Here is an 18,251-nt window from a genome sequence, read left to right as displayed (position 1 = left end):
AACACATGGTTCACATTAAGGACATAGGTAATATCGCACTTTGTGCCAGCATTACCTTTTCATGAAGAAACTGTTAATCTGCCTGCTGCTTTTGGCTGCCGGGCCTGCTTTCGGGCAAGAAACTGACACCCTGGACCAGGCTCCTTCGGCCAAAAAGTGGTTCGAAACCTTCAACATTCGGGGCTACGCGCAGGTACGCTACAACCGGCTGCTCGAAACCAACCCCGATTTGCAGTGCGAGCAGTGCGACCGGTCGTGGGGACGTAACGGCGGATTTTCGTTGCGCCGCGTGCGCATTATTTTCTCCGGTCAGCTCCACGAGCGGGTTTATTTCTACATCCAGCCCGATTTTGCCAGCGCCCCAAATGGCGGCAACACGTTGCAGAACTTTGCCCAGCTCCGCGACGCCTACCTCGACCTGGGCCTCGACCGAGCCAGCCAGCTGCGGGTGCGCATTGGCCAAAGCAAAATTCCCTACGGCTTCGAGAACATGCAGTCGAGCCAGAACCGCCTGCCCCTGGACCGCGCCGATGCCCTGAACAGCTCTCTTGCCAACGAGCGGGACCTGGGTGCCATGTTATACTGGGCCCCCACGGCCACCCGCCAGCTCTTCGGCAAGCTGGTGCGGGACGGCCTGAAAGGCTCCGGCGACTACGGCGTGCTGGGCCTGGGCGTGTTCAACGGCCAAACCACGAACCGCCCGGACCAAAACGACCAGCAACACGTGGTGGCCCGTGTTTCCTACCCCATGGCCCTGGGAAAGCAAATCATCGAGCCCTCGCTACAGGCCTACAGCGGCAACTTCGTGGTAACCCGGGAGCAGCTCTCCGACGGCGTGAAGCACCGCCCCGGCCTGAGCTACCCCGACCAGCGCCTCGCGGCCTCTTTTGTGCTGTACCCACAGCCCTTTGGCGTGCTGGCCGAGTACAACATAGGCCGGGGCCCCGAGTTTAACCCCGCCACCGACAGCATTGAAACCCAAAGCCTGAACGGCGGCTACGTGCTGCTGAACTACCGGATACAATACCAGCAGCAGCAGTTTTACCCTTTTCTGCGCCTCCAGTATTACGACGGTGGCAAAAAACACGAACGCGACGCCCGCAGCTACACCGTGCGCGAAGCCGAGCTGGGCCTGGAGTGGCAGCCCCTCCGCAACTTCGAGCTGGTAACGATGTACACGCTGTCGTCGCGGCGCTTTGAGGATTTCCAGCGGCAGAACAACCGCCAGCGCGGCGGCCTGCTGCGCCTGCAGGCCCAGCTGAATTTCTAAGCGGGCCAAACACGCTTACGCGTGGGTAAAGTGGGGTTCTGAGCTTCCGCCCGATACGTAGTAGGTACGCGTAGCCCGAGCCCGCGCTGCGAAGCCTGGTCCGGCGGCTACCTTTGGATACCGGTGCCACCCTTCCTGCTTACCCGAATGCCTTTTCGCAGCCTGAGTCTTTTCGTAGTGCTTGCGCTGGTGGGCTGTAAAAAACTGTTTCCCGACTACAAGACCCGCACGGCTTACTTCCAGAACCCGGTTCCGGCGGCCCAGCCCGATAGCCTGCTGACCTGCGTTACCTACAACATTCAACTCGGTTTTCGGGCCGGACAGGACCCCTGGGATAAAACCCAGCGCGGCGGCTCGTCGGCCCATATCGACAGCCTTGCCCGCCTTCTGAGCAGTGTGCAGCCCGATATCATTTGCCTGCAGGAAGTGCCGCGTAACCGCTCGAACGTAGACACGCCGGACCTGCTGGAGCAGCTGGCCGCCCGGTTGCACATGAACTACGCGTTTGGAGCACATGGCTTTAACGAGCCGACTGGTGTTAAGCCCGCCCGTGGCGAATGGGGCAACGCTATTCTCTCCCGCTTCCCCATCGAGAGCATCGAAAACCGCGAGAACGAGTACGTGAGCGTGTGGCAGCGGCGCAGTATTCTATCGGCCGAGCTGCGCGTAGGCCCCAAACGGGTGCGGGTATATTCATTGCACTTCCAGCCCTCGGCGCCGGCGGCCCCCAATGCGGCGGCGTACTTCCGCGAGCGGGCCGCCGAAACCCAACTTGTTCTGGGAGACTTCAACATGCGCCAGGTACCCGAGCTGTTGCCCACCGATTACACCGACGTGCTGGCCTCTACCAACTTCAACGGGGGCGCCGACATCGACCGCATTTACATTTCCACCCGCCGCTTCCACATTCGATCGGTGCAAACCATTCCCGGCAGCTGGCGCGTTTCCGACCACCCAGCCAACTATTGCCGGCTGAAGTGGCAATAGTTGGCTGGGTGGCCGGCGGTCCGACCTCAGCCGACTGCCGCGTTATTCCAGCACAGATACGATGCGCGGCGGGGCGGAGGGTGGGGTAGCGCTACTTCCTGAGCCGAAAGAAACTGGCCTGTAGGCGCCTATATTTGCTGAACTACCTCCCCGGTTTCTTTTGCTCTGAATTTCTATGCGCTTCTCTTCTATTGCTTGTCTATTGTCTTTAAGCTTAAGCGCCGTGCTTGCAGGCTGTGGCAAGTCGGAATCGGAAAAAGAGTATGTGCTAAAGGGCGACTACCAAACCCAAAATCCGCTCACCGTAACTGCGCCCATTCTTTACACCCGCCAGGGACCGGTTACCAATCCGCAGGTAATTCAGCAGTTTCTGGCCCGACTCAACAACACGGGTTTCGTATTCGGCACGTCGCAAACCCTTTCGAGCAATTCGCTGCTCTCCTTCCGCGACGACAAGACGGCGAGTATTGTATTTCAGGCACCACAGGGAACCGCTATTGAAGCCCGCCTGGAAGAAAAGACCTCCGACCGCATCGTGCTGGTGGGCCGCGACTCCATAGCGTATTCGCAGGCACCAAACCCCGTGCTAGTGGTTCAGAACATCAATCAGTACAAAGTTGCCGGCCGCTGCCGGCCGGTACCCCCGGCCTCGGGGTTTATCTCGCCCTGCAAAGGAGCGGTGCGCTACCCCATTAACCGCACCGCCGACGGCCAGCTGCGCATTCCGTTGCTTTCCTTCCTGCATAAGGTTACTTACCCGGGCGGAATGGCCTCTAACTCCGGAATAAACGTGTGGGGCGTATTTAACTCCGCCGTGCTGGGGCAGCTTGGCGCTACCGATACCCTGGTGGTGCAAACCAAAGAGCTTCCGCTCCTGAAGCAATAAGCAGCTTTGCAGGTGCATACAGCCGTTTCGGCCCGGTGAATAAGGTAAGTGGAGGGCTGGTGCGTCTACCTCGGAACTTAACTCCACTACCCATGAAAATCAGAGCCATAGTAACCGGCGCCACCGGAATGGTAGGCGAAGGCGTACTCCACGAATGCCTCTCCCTCCCCGATGTGGAGCAGGTGCTGGTACTCACCCGCAAGCCCACAGGGGTTAAGCATGCCAAGGTGCGGGAGCTATTGCACGCCAATTTCCACGACCTCAGCACCATTGAAACGCAGTTGGCTGGCTACAACGCCTGTTTTTTCTGCCTCGGCACCTCATCGGTGGGCATGTCGGAGGCCGACTACACCCGCGTTACCCACGACCTAACGCTGCACGTGGCCGAAACCCTGCTGCGGCAGAATGCCGGGCTAACGTTCTGCTACGTATCGGGCGACGGCACCGACGGCACCGAGCAGGGCCGCCAGATGTGGGCGCGGGTAAAGGGCCGCACCGAAAACGAGCTGCTGCGCCTTCCTTTTGGCGGTGGGGCGTACATGTTTCGGCCGGGCTACATGCACCCTACACCGGGCCTGCGCAATGTGCCCCGCTGGGCCTCGGCTGTTACCTGGCTTTATCCGGTGCTGCGTCGCGTGTTGCCCAAACACGTTTCTACCCTCCGGGAACAGGCTCTGGCTATGATTAACGTGGTGCGCCGCGGTTACCCCAAACGGGTGCTGGAGGTACCCGATATTGTGGCGCTGGCGCGGCAGGCCTAACGGTGAGCCGGCAAAGCCCGGGGGCTTATGTTTGCGCGTCGGTTCAGGGCCGGCAAACACAAGACAACGTTCTGCAAAGCCCCGATTTGCTGACCGAACCCATCGACCGTTCCCAGTGGTCGGGGGAAACGTTGATGTACGTGGCCGACGAAGCATATGCGCGCAAATACGGGTTACCCGCCGATGAGAGGCGCACTCCGCGCGTCCGCACATCGGCCATCGACTACGACATGGGCGCTTACCGCATAACGGGCACCTACGTGGCGCCCGGTGATTTTGCGGATCGGTATCCGCGTTTTTCCAGCTTGTATTAAGTCAGCCATGCTTCCCCCTTCCGCTGCCCCCGCACCCGCCGCCCAGGTCGATCCGCTCCTCGCTTTCGTGCGCGAAATAGGCCTGGAAGTGCAGGAAGCATCGTTGAAAGACCAACCGACTTTCCTGCCCGGCCTGCTCATTGACCGGGGTCGGCTGGTAGTAGACCGGCAGCGGCTGCTATACCCCGGCGACATTCTGCACGAAGCCGGCCACCTGGCCGTAACGCCCGCCGCGGAGCGGCCGCTGCTTGGGGGCAACGTTACCGAGGGCCAACCCGAGAAGGAAGGCGAAGAGTTGGCTGTGCTCTGCTGGACGTATGCCGCCTGCCGCGCGCTGCAATTGCCGCCAGAGGTGATTTTTCACCCGGCCGGCTACAAAGGCCAGAGTGCTTGGCTCATCGAGGAATTCGAAAGCGGCCGCTACCTGGGCTTGCCCTTGCTGGCCTGGATGGACCTGACAACCACCGCCAGTTTCCCACACATGCAGCGGTGGCTGCGGGCCTGAACACGAGCTGTCCTTTTTGGGTATTTACTGGCGCTTGTCAGCGGGAGTTAATCTAGCGTGGGGTCCCAGCCGTGGAACACCGTTTTTAGGGAGTATTGCTGTGCTTCGGCGGCCGTAAGCTGGCGCGACCAGGGCACGCGCTGCTTGGGTTGAAAGCCCTTGCCTCGGTTTTGATACTCGGCGTAGCGGGCGGTCTGCTTGTTGGTTTCCTTTTCCCAATGGTCCCAGCCTTCGGGCTTGATGTGCGGGCCCAAGTCGCAGTTCATGAACACGGTTTTGGCGTATGGGCGCCACGGACGGCCCAAGTAACAGCTGCTGGCTGGCGCATCGCCCACGAGGCGGCAGTTGCGAAACACGTAACCGAAGCGGGTGGTATCGGGCGTGGAAGCGGCCGTAACAAACGAGCCGCCTTTTTTGGAGAAAATGGTGCAGTCCTCAAACCACGCGGTGCTCGAGCCGAAGATAAAGTCCACGGTGCCCTCTATGTAGCAGCCTTGGTAATACTGCCGGCTGCCGTAGCCGTAGGTGTACAGCGTGTCCTGAAACCCGAGGAAGCGGCAATTCCGGAACCGGGCTTTGTCGCCGGCTACCCACATGGCCACGGCCTGGCCTACCGGACCCGAGGAGTTCTGAAACGTGAGGTTTTCGGCCGTAAAATCGGCGCCGTAGATGTAGCAGCTAGCCGAGCCCGAGGTGCCCTTGTCTTCACCGAAGATGTTTTTCTTCTGGTTGTAATCGTCGTAAGTGAGAATAGTTTGGTCGCGGTCTTCGCCGATGAGCCGCACCAGGTTTTTCGAGCCGGCCAGAATCAGCTTCTCCTTGTACACGCCCTTTTTCACCAGAATGGTGGTGGCCTTTTTGCGAAAATCGGGCACAGCGTTAAAGGCCTCCTGCACCGTGCGAAACTGCCCGCTGCCGTCCTGGGCCACCACAAAATCGGGCTTGGGCGCAGCATTTTGGCCGTAGGCCGGCAGCAGCAACAGCCAGCTCAGGCAGAGGAAAACGAGGCGGTTTATCACGGCGTGGTGGGTTGAGCATCTTTGCCGGTGGCAGCGGGCGGCACGGCGTTTTTAGGCAGCGGTTTGGCCATGCGTTCGGCCAGCGGCAGCTTCTGCGCTTTTATGTCATTAACCACCAGCTGCGCCATTTTGCGGGCGCCTAATTCGCTGAAGTGGGTATTGTCGTTGCGGCCGAAGGGGTAGTTGGGATGGTCGCCGGGCTCAAGCTGCAAAAACAGCAGCTTGGAGTTTTCCACGCCGAACTGCTGCAGCAATTCCCGGCTCATGCGGTCGAGGTCGATGAGCGGTACTTTGAGGGTTTTGGCTACCTCCATCGTGGCTGCTGAGTACGCCACGTGGGTTTCCATTATGCGTCCTTCCTTGTCAAACTTGCGGCGCGTGACGGGCGTAATGAGCACCGGATTGGCCTTTTTAGCGCGCGTTTCGCTTACAAATTTGACGAGGTTCTTGCGGTAATCGGCTGGGGAAGTGTAGCGGTCGGGGTGCGCTTCCGACTCATCGTTGTGGCCAAACTGAATGAACACGTAGTCGTCGGGCTGCAAGGCCTCCACTACGGGCTGCCAGCGGTTTTCCGCCAGAAACGTGCGGGTGCTGCGGCCGTTCACAGCGCGGTTGTCCACCACCACCGTCGAATCGAAAAACGTGGGCAGCGGCATGCCCCAGCCAGTTTCGGGAAACGTTTGCTTTACCTTCTGGGCAATGGTGGAGTCGCCGATGAGGTAGAGCTTAATCTTCTTGGGCGGCGCCGGGGCCGCAAAAGCCAGCAGCACAAACAAGCTCAGCAGCCCGGCTTTATGCAGAAAGTGTAGTCGCATGAAAAAGCGTTTTGATGCCAGAAATGACGTTTTGAGTTGCTGATGCGCTTTTACCGCGCCTGCGCATCCACGGTGGATTTGCTTTGCACCTTCACCACGCGGTTGGCTAATTCCAGCTTAAGTGCCCGGATGTCGGCCAGCACCAGCTGCGCCATTTTGCGCGCGCCCAACTCGCTGAAGTGGGTGTTGTCGTCGCGGCCGTCGGGGTAGTTCGGATGCTCCCCAGGGACCAGCTGGTTGAACAGCAGCTTTGAGTTTTCGACCCCATACTGCTGGAGCAGCGCTTGGCTGGTTTGGCTTAAATCGATGAGCGGCACTTGCTGCTCCTGCGCCACGCGGCGCACAATGGCGGCGTACACCGCGTGCGTGTCTTCTACCTTGCCTGCGGCATCAAACTTGCGCCGGGCCACCGGGGTGAGCAGCACCGGCGTGGCTTTTTTGGCGCGGGTTTCGGTCACGAACCGCGTGAGGTTGGCGCGAAAATCGGCTTCGGTGGTGTAGCTGCGTTTGGTGGGCACCTCGTCGTTGTGGCCGAACTGAATAAAGACGTAGTCACCCGGTTTCAGGGCATCGGCTACGGGTTGCCAGCGGTTTTCGGCAATGAACGTACGGGTGCTGCGGCCGTTTTGGGCGCGGTTGTCCACGGTTACTGTTTCGTCGAAAAATGCCGAAAAAGGCATGCCCCAGCCTGTTTCGGGGTAAGCCCTCCGCTCTTTAACCGACATGGTAGAGTCGCCGATGAGGTACACCGTAATGCCGCCCGGCGCACCGCCTACGCACGAGAGCAAAACCAGTAGCGCAGTGGCGCTGAGCAGTAACAGGCGAAGGGGCATAAGCAAGCGAAAAAGCAACTGAGTAACTGATAAAAACCACGCGCCGCGCAGGTTCGGCCAAGGAATGATAGCGCAAAAAGGTCGGCATTGGGGCTTGCGTCCCGGTCTTTTTCTGCGCTATCGATGCCGGGAACGTTGCCGGAGCCGTAACCGGGTGCATCACCACCGCCTAGCGCCCGGTGTTACCGCGGCCCGGGCTTTCTTTGTGCCGAATTTGGTGCTACGCGTATAGCCTAGCCCGCACCTTTCCCCTCGCGCGCCCATGCACTTATACGTTTATACCTCGCTGAGCGAAATGCTGCGCGCTCATTTACGCGCCCAGCTGCCGCCCGATGTACAGGTAACCTTTCACAACGAGCTGTCGAAACCCGATTCACTGGCCGCCTTTCGCAGGGCAAACGCGGTGCTCGGCAACCCGCCGCCCGAGTGGTTTAGCGGCGGCCCGCTCCCGGCACTGCAGTTCTGGCAAATCGATTCGTCGGGCTTCGAGCGGTACGCCGGGTTACATCTACCTATTCCGGTAGCCAACATGGGCGACTACTTCGCCTGGCCCTGCGCCGAAACCATAGTGGCCGGCATTCTGGCCCTGTACCGCAACCTGCCCGAGTTAACCTTGCTGCAAGCCGAAAAGCGCTGGGTAGGGCCGCCCGTTAGGGCCACCATGCAGCTCATGCGCTACAAACGCGTGGTGGTGTTGGGCGCAGGCTACATTGGGCTGGCCGTGCGTCAGCAGCTCTCTGGTTTCCAGTGCCAGGTGCAATTGCTAGCCCGCACCAACCCCGAAGCGCAGCTGCACTCCACCGAAGAGCTGCAAGCCGTGCTTCCCGAAACCGACTTGGTAGTGAACTGTCTGCCCGGCACCGCCGAGGGCTTTTTCACGGCCGAACTCATCCGGGCCATGAAGCCCGGCAGCGTGTACGCCAGCATCGGCCGCGGTAACACCACCGACGAGCCGGCTCTCATTACCGCCCTGCAAAACGGCCACTTACACGGCGCCGTGCTCGACGTTACCGCCGTGGAGCCCATCCCAACTGAAAACCCACTCTGGCGCTTACCCAACGTGCTTCTCACTCAGCACTCCGGCGGCGGCCAACCCAACGAGGACGCCGGCAAAGTGGACATGCTGCTGCTGAATTTAAGCCGCCTGCGCAACGGTGAGCCGCTGGAGAATCTGGTGGATGTAGCGCGGGGCTATTAGAGGTCGAAGGCGTTTTACTATTTGCGCTTTGGCAATATGTTTATTGCGTTCCGGTAGTGCATCCGTTACATACGACTAGGGCTTTGCAAATAATAACCCGAAACGCATTTATCCTCCTCTGCCTTCACATTCTACTTGCCTGTGAAGTCCAGCAACCAAACGAGCAAGCAGTTGCTTGGTGGCATACCGAAGGAGACAGGATTCGCCGACTGCCCCCAATCGGCAATAACCCGGCTGTGCGTGATTTGCTGCCAGTGTCGGGAGACACACTTGTTGCTGCTAAATGGGACGGAGGCATTCTAATTAGTACCACGACCTCAGGCTTCCGATGGCGAGTGTTACATGATGACCCATGGCAACCTAATTTTCTCTTCCTCAGGCGCCTCACCATTGACCACGAGGGTACGTTGTGGGGCTTGGATTTTTGGAAAGGCATCCATGAGCGTAGCTACGCCCGACTATCCGTTTCACGGGATTTCGGCAAAACTTGGCGGGAACAGACCTTTAACCCGCACACGTTCTTTCCCATTGACTTTTATTCCCGACCAGGACAGCCACTGCAATTAGTGACTTGGAGCGGCCGAGTGTACCGCCCTGGCGACAAATTAGTCCAGAACTGGCAGTTTCAGGAGCCGCTTCAATTGAAGACATGGGCCGGCCGGCTTTATTTTCCCGCGGATCAATTAGGACAGAACTGGCAGTATGTCAGATACTGTCCAGAACTAGACAAAACCACCAGCCGTGATAGTCCTTTGGACGTGGAAAGTTTCTTTCACAACAGGCAGTACAAGTTTATGGAAGACGGCAGGCTGATGACCCGCTCCGGTACAGCTTGGAAGCTCGAGGCGACCATCGGTTTTGTGAATAATGTATATGACGTATGCGCCTGCAACACCAGCCTCTACGTTACTGCGGAGAACCACAGCACTTACGAAAACGCGCAGGACAAGACACTCGGAGGACCTGTGACTTTCTTGATGCGCGTCGCCAACGGGCAGGTGCGAAATATCCGGTTGCTGCCTGGAAAAAACTACATGCGCTGCGATGCTGCCGGCAGACTGTGGCTCTTTGGCAGCGAAGGCATTTGGGAACTGCAAACTCCCTCTTTGCTCAGAAAACGCTTTTAGCCATTCGCAGCCAATGCGGGTATTTATTATTTATATAATTCTCTCACAAAACATTTCCCTTGTTTACTCTATTGTAAGCCCCAAAAAAGCCCGACCTCACGGCCGGGCTTTTCTATTGAATCAGTTTTAGTAACTCTATGCCTCCTTGGTAGCTGCCGTAATTGCTTCCACCATGGCTTCTGAAATGCCGGTGGTGCTGAAGCCGCCGTCGTGCATGAGGTTTTGCATGGTCACGTAGCGCGTCAGGTCTGAGAACAGGCTCACGCAGTAGTCGGCGCAGGCTTCGGCGGGCGCGTTGCCCAACGGCGAGAGGCGGTCGGCGTACTCGAAGAATGCATCGAAGCCGCTGATGCCGGTGCCGGCCGTGGTTTTCGTGGGCGACTGGCTGATGGTATTCACGCGCACTTTTTTCGAGGTACCCAGCCGCTGGCCGTAGCTGCGGGCAATGCTTTCAAGCACCGCCTTGGCCTGCGACATATCGGTGTAATCGAGGAAGGCACGCTGGGCAGCGATGTACGACAAAGCCACCACCGAACCCCACTCGTTTAGGGCGTCCTGCTTCTCGGCCACGGCCAGCATTTTGTGGAACGACAAAGCCGAAATGTCAAGCGTCTTCTGGAACCAGTCGTAGTTCAGCTCGCCGTAGTGCTTGCCTTTGCGAATGTTCGGGCTCATGCCAATGGAGTGCAGCACGAAGTCGATTTTGCCGCCGAGCTGCTCTACTGCGCCGCTGAACACCTTTTCCAGGTCTTCTACCAGCGTGGCATCGGCCCCGATAATAGGCGCGTTGCACTGCTCCGAAAGCTTGTTGATTTCGCCCATACGCATGGCCAGCGGCGCATTGCTGAGCACAAACGTGGCGCCTTCTTCGTGGCAGCGCAGGGCTACCTTCCAGGCAATGGACTGTTCGTTAAGGGCGCCGAAGATGATGCCGCGCTTGCCGGCGAGTAGATTGTTGGCCATAAAAGATGAGTGGTCGAGTCGGAGGAAGGTCTTTGCGACGAGCAAAAATAGGGTTTCACGCCGAAGGTACCGACTAGCCGCTTTTTCTGCCATACAAGCGCGTCATGCCGAGCGTAGTCGAGGCATCTCGCGTACTGACTCCTGACACATCTGAGCAAACACGCGAGCTTCCTCGGCTGCGCTCGGCATGACGGTCTGTAAACGACGTTCTACGGAAAAACCGGACTTCTGAAACTACGCTGCCACCAAGTCGCTTTCGCCACGCAGAGCCAGCAGCTCCCGGGCGCTTTGCACGGCGTTTTCGCTCGGGCGGGCGCCGGAAATCATCTGGGCTATTTCGTGGATGCGCTCATCTTCGCTGAGTTTCCGGATGCGGCTTACGGTGCGGTCGGCGCGGTCTTCTTTGTAGACGAAGAAGTGGGCGTGGCCCGAAGCCGCCATTTGCGGCAGGTGCGAAATAGCAATGAGTTGGTGCTTCTTGGCCATTTGCTGCATCATCCGGCCCACTTTCACGGCAATTTCACCGGAAATGCCGGTATCAATTTCGTCGAATACGATGGTGGGCAAGGCGGTTTTATCGGCCAGCAGGTACTTCACGCACAGCATCAGGCGCGAGAATTCACCGCCCGAAGCCGCCTTACTCAGCGTTTGCGGCTGAGCTCCTTTGTTGGCCGTGAAAAGCAGGCTAATTACATCGGTGCCGCTGGTAGCGGGCTGGCCGGTGTGGTGTTGCACCACCAAGCGGGCGTTGGGCATGCCCAAGTCGGCTAGCAGGTCAGCCAGTTCCCGCTCGAACAGCGGGAAAGCCTTGCGGCGCTGCTCCGACAGATGCGTGGCGCGCTTCTGCACGGTGGCCAAAGCGCCTTCGGCATCCTTGCGCAGGCGGCTGATTTCCTTGTCGAGGTTGAGCACCGAGCCGACTTTCTCTCGCAGTTCGTCGCGTACGGCCAGCAGCTCGGTTACGTCGCGCACCTGGTGCTTGCGCTGCAGGTTGAAGATGATATTCTGGCGCTGCTGCAGCTCGTCGAGGCGCACGGGGTCGGCTTCGGTGCGCTGCTCGGCTTGCTCGGCTTCATCGGCCACGTCGCGTAGCTCAATCAGGCAGGAATCCAGCCGCTCCTTCAGCTGCCGGGCGGCTTCCGAATACGCCGCAATCTGGCCCAGCAAGGTAGATGCCTCTTTTAAGCTGCCAGTAGCGCAGTATTCGCCCTCCGAAAGGCCCTGCAACGCGCCGCTCAGTTTCAGCTTGATTTCTTCGGCATGTTCCAGCTCCTTTATCTCGGCTTCCAGCGCTTCTTGGTCTTCGCCATCGAGCTTGGCTTCTTCCAGCTCACTAAGCAGGAAGCTGTGGTAATCCAGTTCCTTATTAGCCTGCGCCACCTGGTCTTCCAACGACTTTAGGTCAGCAGCCAGCTTGCGGTACTGGCGGAAGGCGTTGCCGTACTGCGTGCGCGTGGGCACTAGGCCGGCGTAGAGGTCGATGAGGTTGAGCTGAAACACTGGGTCCCCAAGCAGCAGCGTGTCGTGCTGGGAGTGAATGTCCATCAGGTTCGCCCCGATTTTACGCAGCGTTTCCACCGTTACCGGGGTGTCGTTTACAAACGCCCGGGACTTCCCCGAAGGGCTGATTTCGCGCCGCAGGATGCACTGGGCATCGTAGTCCAGGTCTTCGGCCTCGAAGATGTCCTGTAGCTGGTAATTCGAAATGTCGAACTGCCCTTCAATGACGCATTTCTTGTCAGTGTTGAAGAGCAGCTTGGAATCGGCGCGGTTGCCCAACAGCAGGCCAATAGCACCCAGCATGATGGACTTGCCGGCGCCGGTTTCGCCGGTAATAATGTTGAGCAGCGCCGAGGGACGCAGCTCTAGCGCCTCAATAAGGGCGTAGTTCTGTATGCGAAGGTCAACCAGCATAAGGGCAATGGTTGCGTGAGACGATAGGGAAGCCAAGCTCCGCGGCTGTCAAGCAACCAGAGGTCAGCAGATTACAAACCTACTAAATCATTTAGCAGACACGCAACCCCCTACCCCAACCTATTTAGCACATACACTCTTAAAAGCGGCTTGAAACCAACTTCAGCCCAGATAATAAAATTTAGCACGTTGCTAAATTTCAAAAACCACATTTTCCTCTATTCTCCGCTTTCGGAATTTGGGAGCACACAAAAACAAAGAGTCCGCGCTGAGGCGCGGACTCTTTGTTATGGCTAGTTGGTATTCTAACGCTTCTGAAGAATGGTTTGGTACTTGGCCGTATTGGTAGGATCTACTTCCTGCAATAAGGCAACCGCGGCCTGCTTTTGCTCGGGCTTGCTGCTGCTGCGGTAAATGTTGGCAATTTCATCGGCTTTGGTTTCGAAGAACGAGCGGATGAGCGTGGAACCGGGGCGGCGCTGGTTGGCCTGCTGCACGCCCTGAAGCGCGGTTAAGATGCTGGCGCGGGCGTCTTCGGGCTTCTGGATGAAAATATCGAGGCCTTGGCGGTAGTAGCTGTACACCGCCGTGCGCAACGCCTCCAACTGCGGGTCCTGCAGGCCATTGAGCAGGGCAAAGCGGCTGCGCTGGTTGGCCTTGCCGTTGTCTTTCCAGCCGTCGTCGCCGTCGGTGCCTTGTGTAGCGGCTACCTGCAGGATATTGCGGGCGCGGTCGTAGGTGCGCGAGCCACCCAGCGGCGAAAACGAATCCTGGTCCATGCCGATGATGACGAAGGCGTAGAAGCTCAGGATGGACGAGAGATTATTGACGTAGGTGTTTTCCGAAAAATTCAGCGGCTGCCCGGGCAGGTAACTGAACGTCCAGCCCTCAGCGTAGTTCAGCAGGTTTGTTTCGTAGCTGGTGCCGTACACGGGGCGCGTACTGAAAATACGCACCGTGGCGCCATACACCCCGTTCTGCGGAATGCTCTGAATGCTAATGTACATCCGGCAGCGGATGCGCTCATCGGGCTTGTACACGTCGTTGGTCCAAGCCCGGTTCATGAACTGCGTGATGTCAGTTTGCATCTGGCGCAGCAGCTGCGGGTCGGTAATGGTCACGTTTTCGGCCTTCACGTCTACCGTCGTGAGCAACTCCTGCGCACGGGTGGGCATGGCAAACCCGAGGAAAACGGCCAGTACAGCCAAGCAACAGAACAAACGATTACGCAACATGGGCATTGAGGCGGGCTAGAATGGCGGAAACAATGTCGCGGGCAACATCGGCCTTGGGTTTGAGGTCGAATGGCGTCACGCGGTCGGCCTCCACCAGGGTAATTTTGTTGGTATCGTGGCGAAAACCGGCGCCGGCGTCGCGCAACGAATTTAACACCACCATATCAAAGTTTTTACGACGCAGCTTGCCCTGGGCATGGGCCAGCTCCTCGTGTGTCTCTAACGCAAAACCCACCGAAAATTGTTCAGCCCGCTTGGTTTGCCCCAGCATGGCGGCAATGTCTACGTTTTTTATCAGCTCCAGCACCAGCACGTCTTCCCCGTCGTCGCGCTTCTTGATTTTCTCAGCCGCCACGGTGCGCGGGCGGTAATCGGCTACGGCGGCGGCAAACACCCATACGTGGGCTTCGGGTGCCACGGCGGCGGCGGCGCGGAACATTTCCTCGGCCGTTTGCACACGCACCAGCTCAATAGACGGGTGCGCCACCGTTAAAGCCGACGGGCCGCTCACCAGCGTGACCGAAAAACCGGCTTCGGCAAATGCTTCGGCCAGGGCATAGCCCATTTTTCCCGTGGAGTGGTTACCAATGAAGCGCACCGGGTCGATGGGCTCGTAGGTGGGACCGGCCGTTAGCAGAACGCGCATGGTGGGCTTAGGAGTTAGGAAACAGGCCGGCTACTGCCGCCAGCAACTGCTCGGGCTCCAGCATGCGGCCGGGGCCCACGAGGCCGCTGGCCAGCTCGCCGGCTGGCGAATCGAGCACGTGTACGCCATCTTGGCGCAGCAGGGCAAGGTTGCGTTGTGTGGCTGGGTGCTGGTACATATCGAGGTCCATGGCGGGTGCCACCAGCACCGGGCAGCGGGCCGAAAGGTAAACGGCCGCCAGCAGATTCGGGCACAGGCCGTTGGCCATAGCACCCAGGGTGTTGGCACTGGCTGGGGCTACCAATAGCACGTCAGCCCAAAGGCCCAAGTCCACGTGGTTGTGCCACACCCCGGATTTCTCATCCTGCAAAAAGCCCTGCAGTACCGGTCGCTTAGAAAGCGTGGCCAAGGTAAGGGGCGTCACAAAAGCCGAAGCCGAGGGCGTCAGGATAACCTGCACCTCGGCTTCGGCTTTGATGAGCAGCCGCACCAGCGCGGCCGATTTGTAGGCGGCAATGCTGCCGCTCACGCCCAACAGAATGCGGCGGTTGGCCAGCATGCGTGCGGGGCTAATTATTCAGCTTTCGTGTCGCTGGGCAGTTCCTCTTCCGAGGGGTGACGGAACGTCACTTTGCCTTCCATGAACTCCTCAATGGCGAGGTTCGTGGCCTTGGGCATGCGCTCGTAGTGCTTGCTGATTTCGATTTGCTCGCGGTTCTCGAACACTTCTTCCAAGTTGTCCACAGTGGTGGCAAACTCGGCCAGCTTGCCGTTCAGCTCTTCCTTGATCTTCACGGAAATCTGGTTGGCACGCTTCGAAATGATGGAGATGGACTCGTAAACGTTGCCGGTTTCGTTGGTGAAATCCGACAGGTTACGCGTAACGATGGAAGCGGGAACGTTGCTCGGTACTTTCATGGGGAGGTTGAGTTAAACGGCTGGATGGTTAAATGACCGGTTGCTGGCGTGGTGGGATAAGCCACCAACCACTGGGCCATTCAGCCATTAATTATTGTTGGCTTGCGTAGCCTTGGTAGCCACGTCGGGGTTGTCTTTGAGGAACTTTCGGGCGTTGTCGTAGTACCCTTCGGCGTCTTTCAGGTTTTTGCTTTGCGGATAGGTATCCACGAAGGTCTGGTAGTAAGCTACGGTTTCCAAGTACCGCTCGCGCTGCTTTTCCTCCACGCTTTCGCGGGCCAGTTCATATTGTGACACCAGTTTCAGGTAAGCTGCCTGCTCGCCGTACAGCGACGACGGGTACTGCTGCTGGAAGGTATTGAAGGCTACCACCGCCGACTGGTAGTAGCGCACGGAGTAGTACAGCTTGGCCGATTCGAAAGCCTTTACTTCCAGCTTCTTCTGCAGCTCGTTCGACATGTTCTCCGTTTCGGGGCGGAACTTGCTTTCCGGGAAACGGTTCAGAAACTGCTGAATCGATTCGATGGCCGTAATGGTGTTCGTCTGATCCAGTTCGTACTCGGGAGAGTCGCGAAACAGCGACTTGGCGTGCATGAACAGGGCCTCCTCGGCGTATGGAGACGATGGGTAGGTTTCGGCAAACGTTTGGAAGTAGTAGGCACTGAGCGTGTAGTTGCCTTCTTCGTAGTTCGAGCGCGCAAAGTAGAACTCGGCCTTTTCGGCTTCGGGGCGGCCTTTCAGCAGCGGAATCAACGGTTCCAGCAGGCCCTGAGCCTTGAAGTAGTCCCCTTTTTCGAAGTACTTCACAGCGGCTTGGTACCGCTCGTTTACGTCGGTGCTCTTCAGCAGCTTTTGGTATGGGCTGCAGGCGCCGAGCACGGCAAGGCTCAGCAGCAGGGCAAGAACACGGAGGCGGAATGCGGGCATAAGGAAGGCAAAGGTAACGGATTGGCGGCCGAACGCAAAAGTGGCTCAGATACAGGATACCAGCCGGGGCCGGGAGGTTGCGCCCGATGCGCATTGGCCGCCGCAGGGGTTAACAATCAGAACTATGGTTTGGTGCGCGGCGCCGGCTTGGCGGCGGGCTTCTGCGCCAGCGGGGCCGCTTTCTTGGGAGCCGGCCTAGGAGCGCTCCTGGTTTTGGGCGCAGCCGGCTTGGTTGTTTTGGCTTTAGAAGGCTTTGCTTTGACCTTGGGCTTGGCTTTAACGGGCGGCGCAAAATGCTTGCCCAGCACGGCACGCCGGGGGGGTTTCTGGTCGATGAGCCAGCGGAACCCTTTAAGTTTTTGATCTTCTTCCTTCAGCTCGTGGGGTGGAATGAAGCTGGCGTCGGGGTTGGTTACGAAGGTGATGGTTTGCAGCTTGCTATCGGCGAAGCGCAGGGCCATGGTAGCCGACACGGCCTTGTTCACGCCCGTGACGGCCGTGTCGCCCTCTAGGGCATAGTACACGCTTTCGGCGTTGCCCAGTACATCTACTCTTTTCAGCTTACTATCCTGAAAGTAGGCCACCATGTTGCGGCCCTTCACTTGGTTGAAGTCCAGAAGCGTGTCCTGCCCAACGATGAATGAGTTGGCGTACAGCCGCATCTGGTCGATTTTCTGGCGGCGCATGCGCACCTCCATGGAGTCGGCGGTGAGCTGGTTTTTCTCGTTCCAGAGAATGGGGTTGCGGTTCAGGTAAATAACCGAGTCGCGGCGGTTGTAGGTGAGCGAATCGGCGCGGCCGCGCAGGTCAGCACCCCGCAGGATGCGCACTTTGCGGTAGGCGTACACAATGCCGGGGTCGTTTTCGCGCGACTCCACGTTTACCAGCGTATCGGCGGCGAGGTATAGTGTGTCGCGGCTGGTAATACTGCGCATTACGGGTGAGCCGTGCACTTTGGCCCGGCCGGTAGCACGCCAGTAGCGGCCCACGTCGCCGCGAATCACCACGTTGTCTTTCTTGGAGGTCATCGACACGTTGCCGCGGGCCACGCCGTACTGCCGGGCCTCGTCGTACACCAGCTGGTCGCCGCCCAGTAGGTAATTAGGCGTCTCGATTTTAGCGTTGCGCTTGAAGTCGGAAACCCGCGTCACGGTGTTGTACTCGCCTTTTTCGGCATATATATTTCCCTGCTTGCCCACAATGCGCGTGGGGCCGAAGAAGTACGCCACCTTGCTTTGGGTGTTGTACTGCAGGGTGTCGTTGGTGATTGTGTAGTCCTTGGTGACCAGCTTCACGTTTGTGCGGAAGCTGAATACTTGGGTTTGGGTGTTGTAATAGCCCTTCTGGCTGTCGAGGGTGTTTTCGGGGTCGGTGAGGTGGCCGCCGGTGCTGTAATAAGCCAGCTTCCGGTTCAGGTCGTAATCGAGCACCTGGGTGGTGAGCGTGATGCGCGGGTCGCGTAGCACCACGTTGCCGGTTATGCGGGCCGTGCGCTTTTCGCCGTCGTAGTAGCCCCGGTCGCCGGTAATGGTAACGGTGTCGTTTTGAATAATGCGAACGTTGCTGAAGGCCTCAATGGCGTTTTGGTCGAGGTACTGATAGGCCGAGTCGCAGTACAGGAAGGTGTCGCCCTGTTTAAAGCCCACGTTGCCGATGAGTTTGCGGATTTGCCGGCCGTTAAAGTCGCCGCCAATAAGCTGGCCGGCGCCCGGCAGCAGCTCTACGCGCTGGGCCTTGGGGGGCGTATCTTGGGCTTTAGCCGGGGCAGTGCGGCGCTGCGCCCACGTCGCCCGGGGCAACGTCAGCAGCAATAGCAAAGCAAAAAGGAGAAAACGAAAGTGCATCAGGGGCGCAAAAGTACGGAACCCCCGCCCTAACGCACAGGGTTCGGAATTGGTGCGTGCAAAACACGATACCCAAGCTGAACAAAGCC

Annotated in this window: 19 protein-coding genes; 8 read left to right on the top strand and 11 right to left on the bottom strand. The window is 58.6% G+C overall.

Annotated features, from left to right (window positions below; translation table 11 throughout):
• Positions 1-61: 61 nt before the first annotated feature.
• From ABD903_RS01860 to ABD903_RS01835, 6 genes are all read left to right on the top strand, one after another.
• Positions 62-1,270: a porin gene (locus tag ABD903_RS01860; protein ID WP_345220852.1), complete on the top strand. Its 1,209-nt coding sequence runs from the start codon at positions 62-64 to the stop codon at positions 1,268-1,270.
• 147 nt (positions 1,271-1,417) lie between these two features.
• Entirely contained in the window at positions 1,418-2,257 is an 840-nt protein-coding gene (locus ABD903_RS01855) for an endonuclease/exonuclease/phosphatase family protein (protein WP_345220850.1), read from the top strand.
• Positions 2,258-2,480: 223 nt separating this feature from the next.
• Positions 2,481-3,143, top strand: coding sequence for a hypothetical protein (locus ABD903_RS01850; RefSeq protein ID WP_345220849.1), 663 nt, complete (start codon positions 2,481-2,483; stop codon positions 3,141-3,143).
• Positions 3,144-3,235: 92 nt separating this feature from the next.
• Complete coding sequence (locus tag ABD903_RS01845; RefSeq protein WP_345220847.1) at positions 3,236-3,904, top strand: NAD-dependent epimerase/dehydratase family protein; 669 nt, start codon at positions 3,236-3,238, stop codon at positions 3,902-3,904.
• Positions 3,905-3,990: 86 nt separating this feature from the next.
• The gene (locus ABD903_RS01840) at positions 3,991-4,218 is read left to right on the top strand and encodes a hypothetical protein (RefSeq protein ID WP_345220845.1); all 228 of its coding nucleotides are present in this window, start codon (positions 3,991-3,993) and stop codon (positions 4,216-4,218) included.
• A 7-nt stretch (positions 4,219-4,225) separates the two neighbouring features.
• Positions 4,226-4,723 (top strand): hypothetical protein, encoded by a 498-nt coding sequence (locus ABD903_RS01835; RefSeq protein ID WP_345220844.1) that lies wholly within the window; start codon positions 4,226-4,228, stop codon positions 4,721-4,723.
• Positions 4,724-4,770: 47 nt separating this feature from the next.
• On the opposite strand, the gene ABD903_RS01830 is transcribed toward ABD903_RS01835, so the two are convergent.
• From ABD903_RS01830 to ABD903_RS01820, 3 genes are read right to left on the bottom strand one after another with little or no spacing between them, the layout of a single operon-like run.
• Positions 4,771-5,742 (bottom strand): pectinesterase family protein, encoded by a 972-nt coding sequence (locus ABD903_RS01830; RefSeq protein ID WP_345220842.1) that lies wholly within the window; start codon positions 5,740-5,742, stop codon positions 4,771-4,773.
• Positions 5,739-6,557, bottom strand: a complete 819-nt coding sequence (locus ABD903_RS01825; RefSeq protein ID WP_345220841.1) for a rhamnogalacturonan acetylesterase — start codon at positions 6,555-6,557, stop codon at positions 5,739-5,741. Before ABD903_RS01825 ends, ABD903_RS01830 begins: the two co-directional genes overlap by 4 nt.
• Before the next feature lie 50 nt (positions 6,558-6,607).
• Positions 6,608-7,390 (bottom strand): rhamnogalacturonan acetylesterase, encoded by a 783-nt coding sequence (locus ABD903_RS01820; RefSeq protein WP_345220840.1) that lies wholly within the window; start codon positions 7,388-7,390, stop codon positions 6,608-6,610.
• Positions 7,391-7,652: 262 nt separating this feature from the next.
• Between ABD903_RS01820 and ABD903_RS01815 the strand changes: the two genes are divergently transcribed.
• Positions 7,653-8,588, top strand: coding sequence for a D-2-hydroxyacid dehydrogenase (locus ABD903_RS01815; RefSeq protein ID WP_345220838.1), 936 nt, complete (start codon positions 7,653-7,655; stop codon positions 8,586-8,588).
• 236 nt (positions 8,589-8,824) lie between these two features.
• Complete coding sequence (locus tag ABD903_RS01810; protein WP_345220837.1) at positions 8,825-9,715, top strand: beta propeller repeat protein; 891 nt, start codon at positions 8,825-8,827, stop codon at positions 9,713-9,715.
• 135 nt (positions 9,716-9,850) lie between these two features.
• On the opposite strand, the gene ABD903_RS01805 is transcribed toward ABD903_RS01810, so the two are convergent.
• The 8 genes from ABD903_RS01805 to ABD903_RS01770 all read right to left on the bottom strand — a co-directional run bounded on the left by ABD903_RS01805 (position 9,851) and on the right by ABD903_RS01770 (position 18,162).
• Complete coding sequence (locus ABD903_RS01805) at positions 9,851-10,678, bottom strand: enoyl-ACP reductase FabI (RefSeq protein ID WP_345220835.1); 828 nt, start codon at positions 10,676-10,678, stop codon at positions 9,851-9,853.
• Positions 10,679-10,912: 234 nt separating this feature from the next.
• Positions 10,913-12,592, bottom strand: coding sequence for a DNA repair protein RecN (recN, locus tag ABD903_RS01800; protein ID WP_345220833.1), 1,680 nt, complete (start codon positions 12,590-12,592; stop codon positions 10,913-10,915).
• Positions 12,593-12,897: 305 nt separating this feature from the next.
• The gene (porD, locus tag ABD903_RS01795) at positions 12,898-13,827 is read right to left on the bottom strand and encodes a type IX secretion system protein PorD (RefSeq protein ID WP_486333533.1); all 930 of its coding nucleotides are present in this window, start codon (positions 13,825-13,827) and stop codon (positions 12,898-12,900) included.
• Positions 13,817-14,473 carry a phosphopantothenoylcysteine decarboxylase domain-containing protein gene (locus ABD903_RS01790; protein WP_345220829.1) on the bottom strand — a complete coding sequence of 219 codons (657 nt, stop codon included), beginning with the start codon at positions 14,471-14,473 and terminating at the stop codon, positions 13,817-13,819. Before ABD903_RS01790 ends, porD begins: the two co-directional genes overlap by 11 nt.
• Before the next feature lie 7 nt (positions 14,474-14,480).
• Positions 14,481-15,032: a flavoprotein gene (locus tag ABD903_RS01785; RefSeq protein ID WP_345220828.1), complete on the bottom strand. Its 552-nt coding sequence runs from the start codon at positions 15,030-15,032 to the stop codon at positions 14,481-14,483.
• A 14-nt stretch (positions 15,033-15,046) separates the two neighbouring features.
• Positions 15,047-15,391, bottom strand: a complete 345-nt coding sequence (locus ABD903_RS01780; RefSeq protein WP_345220826.1) for a DNA-directed RNA polymerase subunit omega — start codon at positions 15,389-15,391, stop codon at positions 15,047-15,049.
• 87 nt (positions 15,392-15,478) lie between these two features.
• Entirely contained in the window at positions 15,479-16,318 is an 840-nt protein-coding gene (locus tag ABD903_RS01775; protein WP_345220824.1) for an outer membrane protein assembly factor BamD, read from the bottom strand.
• A 122-nt stretch (positions 16,319-16,440) separates the two neighbouring features.
• A complete protein-coding gene (locus ABD903_RS01770) occupies positions 16,441-18,162 on the bottom strand; it encodes an OstA-like protein (protein ID WP_345220822.1) in 1,722 nt (573 codons plus the stop codon).
• Between the last annotated feature and the right edge of the window lie 89 nt (positions 18,163-18,251).

Origin of the sequence: Hymenobacter koreensis, from assembly GCF_039541855.1 — a bacterium.
Lineage (GTDB): Bacteria > Bacteroidota > Bacteroidia > Cytophagales > Hymenobacteraceae > Solirubrum > Solirubrum koreensis.
Note: the sequence above shows the minus strand (reverse complement) of the source record. Positions and strands in the feature narration are given on the sequence as shown.